This window comes from Pseudomonas sp. (assembly GCF_050739655.1).
In the GTDB taxonomy this organism is placed as follows: Bacteria; Pseudomonadota; Gammaproteobacteria; order Pseudomonadales; family Pseudomonadaceae; genus Aquipseudomonas.
Genome location: NZ_JBOIBY010000680.1, coordinates 1 through 2,779, shown reverse-complemented (window position 1 = coordinate 2,779; position 2,779 = coordinate 1). Strand labels below are relative to the sequence as shown.

Genomic DNA, 2,779 nt, shown 5'->3' with positions numbered 1-2,779 from the left:
ATTTTCAGGTCTGTAGGAGCGAGCTTGCTCGCGAAAAACGCCAGGGCGCCGCGTTTCTCCAGCAGGTGCGCGTTATCGTTGGCGACCATCGCGAGCAAGCTCGCTCCCACATTGGGTTTGTGGTGTGTCAGGGGGTTGAATTGCAGGCATAAAAAAAGCACCCCGAAGGGTGCTTTTTCTGTCGCTGGAAGCTTAGCGCTTCAGCGAGGCCGGCAGGTGCGGCTGGATCGCCGTCAGGACTGCCTTGAAGCATTTGGTGTTGCCGGCAACGACGTGGCCTTTTTCAAGGAAGTCGTGACCGCCGGTGAAGTCGCTCACCAGGCCGCCTGCTTCTTGAATCAGCAGGGCGCCAGCAGCCATGTCCCACTCGGACAGGCCCGACTCCCAGAAGGCGTCGAAACGGCCGGCGGCTACGTAGGCCAGGTCCAGGCTCGCCGAGCCGGCGCGGCGGATGCCGGCAGTCTGGCCAACGAGGGCGCGGAACATGCCCAGGTAGTTGTCGAGGTTGTCCATCTGGTCGTCACGGAACGGGAAGCCGGTACCCAGCAGGGCGCCGTCCAGGCTGGTGCGGCCGCTAACGCGCAGGCGACGACCGTTCAGTTGGGCGCCACGGCCACGGCTGGCGGTGAATTCTTCCTGGCGAACCGGGTCCAGAACAACGGCGTGCTCCAGGCGACCGCGGTATTTGCAGGCGATGCTGACAGCGAAATGAGGGATGCCGCGAAGGAAGTTGGTGGTGCCGTCCAGTGGGTCGATGATCCACAGGTACTCTTCGCCTTCGATGCCGGTGCCGGCATGCAGGCCGGTCTCTTCACCCAGGATCGAGTGATTCGGGTATGCCTTGCGCAGAGCGTCGATGATTTTTTGTTCAGCGGCGCGATCCACCTCGGATACGTAATCCTTGGCGTCTTTTTCGTCAACCTTGATGGTATCCAGGCGCTCGATGGAGCGGAAGATCAATTCACTGGCGGCGCGGGCGGCGCGCAGCGCGATATTCAGCATTGGCTGCATGGATGTGTCACCTAAGGTTGTTAAAGAAAGCCGAGCATTCTATCAGAAAGTTTCTACAGGAGAAGGACGACGTTCGCTTTCATAGCTTAACGGTAGGTGTCGCTGTAAGATTCGGCTCCCGATTATCGTGTTCGAGAGCGCCTCCCTTGCTGCAAAACATTCGTGTCGTCCTGGTCAACACCAGTCATCCGGGCAATATCGGCGGGACTGCGCGCGCCATGAAGAACATGGGTCTGTCGCGGCTGGTACTGGTCGATCCTCGCGTGTTCCCGCACCACGAAGCCGATGCCCGTGCTTCCGGTGCCGGTGACATCCTTGAAAATGCCCAAGTCGTCGCCACCTTGGAAGATGCCTTGGTCGGCTGCAATCTGGTGCTCGGCACCAGCGCCCGCGACCGGCGGATTCCCTGGCCGCTGCTCGACCCCCGCGAATGTGGGATGAAGGTGGTCGAGGAGGCCGGGCAGGGTGCGGAAATCGCCCTGGTGTTCGGTCGCGAAGATTCCGGCCTGACCAACGAAGAGCTGCAGCGATGTCATTATCACGTGCACATTCCATCAGACCCTGAGTTCAGTTCGCTGAACCTAGGGGCAGCGGTGCAGGTGTTGAGTTATGAAGTGCGCATGTCCTGGCTCGCGGCCCAAGGCCAGCCGAGCAAGGTCGAGAAGGAAGAAGTGGCATCGGTCAAAAGCGCGGAGCTGGCGACCATGGACGAGTTGGAGCGATTCTATGAGCACCTGGAGCAGACGCTGGTGGCCATCGAGTTCCTCGATCCGGAAAAACCACGGCACTTGATGGCGCGCCTGCGCCGGTTGTACGGACGCAGCTCGGTCAGCCGGGCGGAAATGAATATTTTGCGTGGCATCCTCACGGAAACCCAAAAAGCGGCCCGTGGTGAGCTTCTTAAGCGGAAGGATTAATGATGTTTGAGCGTTTGCGTGAAGATATCCAGAGCGTATTCCATCGAGACCCGGCGGCGCGTAACGCTTTTGAAGTCCTGACGTGCTACCCCGGCATGCATGCCATCTGGATTCACCGTTTGTCGGCCATGCTGTGGCGTGCGGACCTGAAATGGCTGGCGCGGCTGGTGTCGAACTTTGGTCGCTGGTTGACCGGGATCGAGATTCATCCAGGGGCCAAGGTGGGGCGGCGCTTCTTTATTGACCATGGCATGGGCATCGTTATTGGCGAGACTGCCGAAATTGGCGATGACGTGACCATTTATCAGGGCGTGACCCTCGGCGGCACCAGCTGGAACAAGGGCAAGCGCCATCCGACCCTTGAAGATGGCGTGGTCGTTGGTGCCGGCGCCAAGGTGCTCGGCCCGTTCACCGTCGGTGCCGGCGCAAAGGTCGGTTCCAATGCGGTGGTGACCAAGGCTGTGCCGCCAGGTGCAACGGTGGTCGGCATTCCGGGGCGCATCATCGTCAAGCCCGATGAAGAGCAGGACGCCAAGCGCAAGGCCATGGCCGAGAAGATCGGTTTCGATGCCTATGGTGTTAGCGAAGACATGCCGGACCCGGTGGCTCGCGCCATTAACCAGTTGCTCGACCACCTGCAAGCCGTTGATGGTCGTCTGGAGGGGATGTGCGGCGCGTTGAAGGATCTGGGCAGTAATTACTGTGCCAAGGATCTGCCTGAATTGCGCGAAGAAGACTTCGCCTGCGTAAAAGACAAAGACCAATCCCAAGCCAGCTGATGCTACGCGTGTAGGAGCTGCCGAAGGCTGCGATCTTTTGATTTTGGTTTTTAAAAGCAAGATCAAGAGATC

3 protein-coding genes are annotated in these 2,779 nt (G+C 59.7%); 2 read left to right on the top strand and 1 reads right to left on the bottom strand.

Translation table 11 applies throughout. The features are described 5' to 3' along the window. Positions 1 to 192: 192 nt before the first annotated feature. Complete coding sequence (gene suhB, locus ACRESJ_RS32275; RefSeq protein WP_431761529.1) at positions 193 to 1,011, bottom strand: type III secretion system regulator SuhB; 819 nt, start codon at positions 1,009 to 1,011, stop codon at positions 193 to 195. Positions 1,012 to 1,157: 146 nt separating this feature from the next. On the opposite strand from suhB, the gene trmJ reads away from it, so the two are divergent. Next, positions 1,158 to 1,928 carry a tRNA (cytosine(32)/uridine(32)-2'-O)-methyltransferase TrmJ gene (gene trmJ, locus ACRESJ_RS32270; RefSeq protein WP_431761528.1) on the top strand — a complete coding sequence of 257 codons (771 nt, stop codon included), beginning with the start codon at positions 1,158 to 1,160 and terminating at the stop codon, positions 1,926 to 1,928. A gap of 2 nt (positions 1,929 to 1,930) precedes the next feature. Beyond that, the gene (gene cysE / locus ACRESJ_RS32265; protein WP_431761527.1) at positions 1,931 to 2,707 is read left to right on the top strand and encodes a serine O-acetyltransferase; all 777 of its coding nucleotides are present in this window, start codon (positions 1,931 to 1,933) and stop codon (positions 2,705 to 2,707) included. Positions 2,708 to 2,779 lie beyond the last annotated feature (72 nt).

What these genes read in the sequence shown, in the direction of transcription:
- suhB (WP_431761529.1), bottom strand. Translation starts at nt 1,011, where the DNA reads ATGCAGCCAATGCTGAATATCGCGCTGCGCGCCGCCCGCGCCGCCAGT.
- cysE (WP_431761527.1), top strand. Translation starts at nt 1,931, where the DNA reads ATGTTTGAGCGTTTGCGTGAAGATATCCAGAGCGTATTCCATCGAGAC.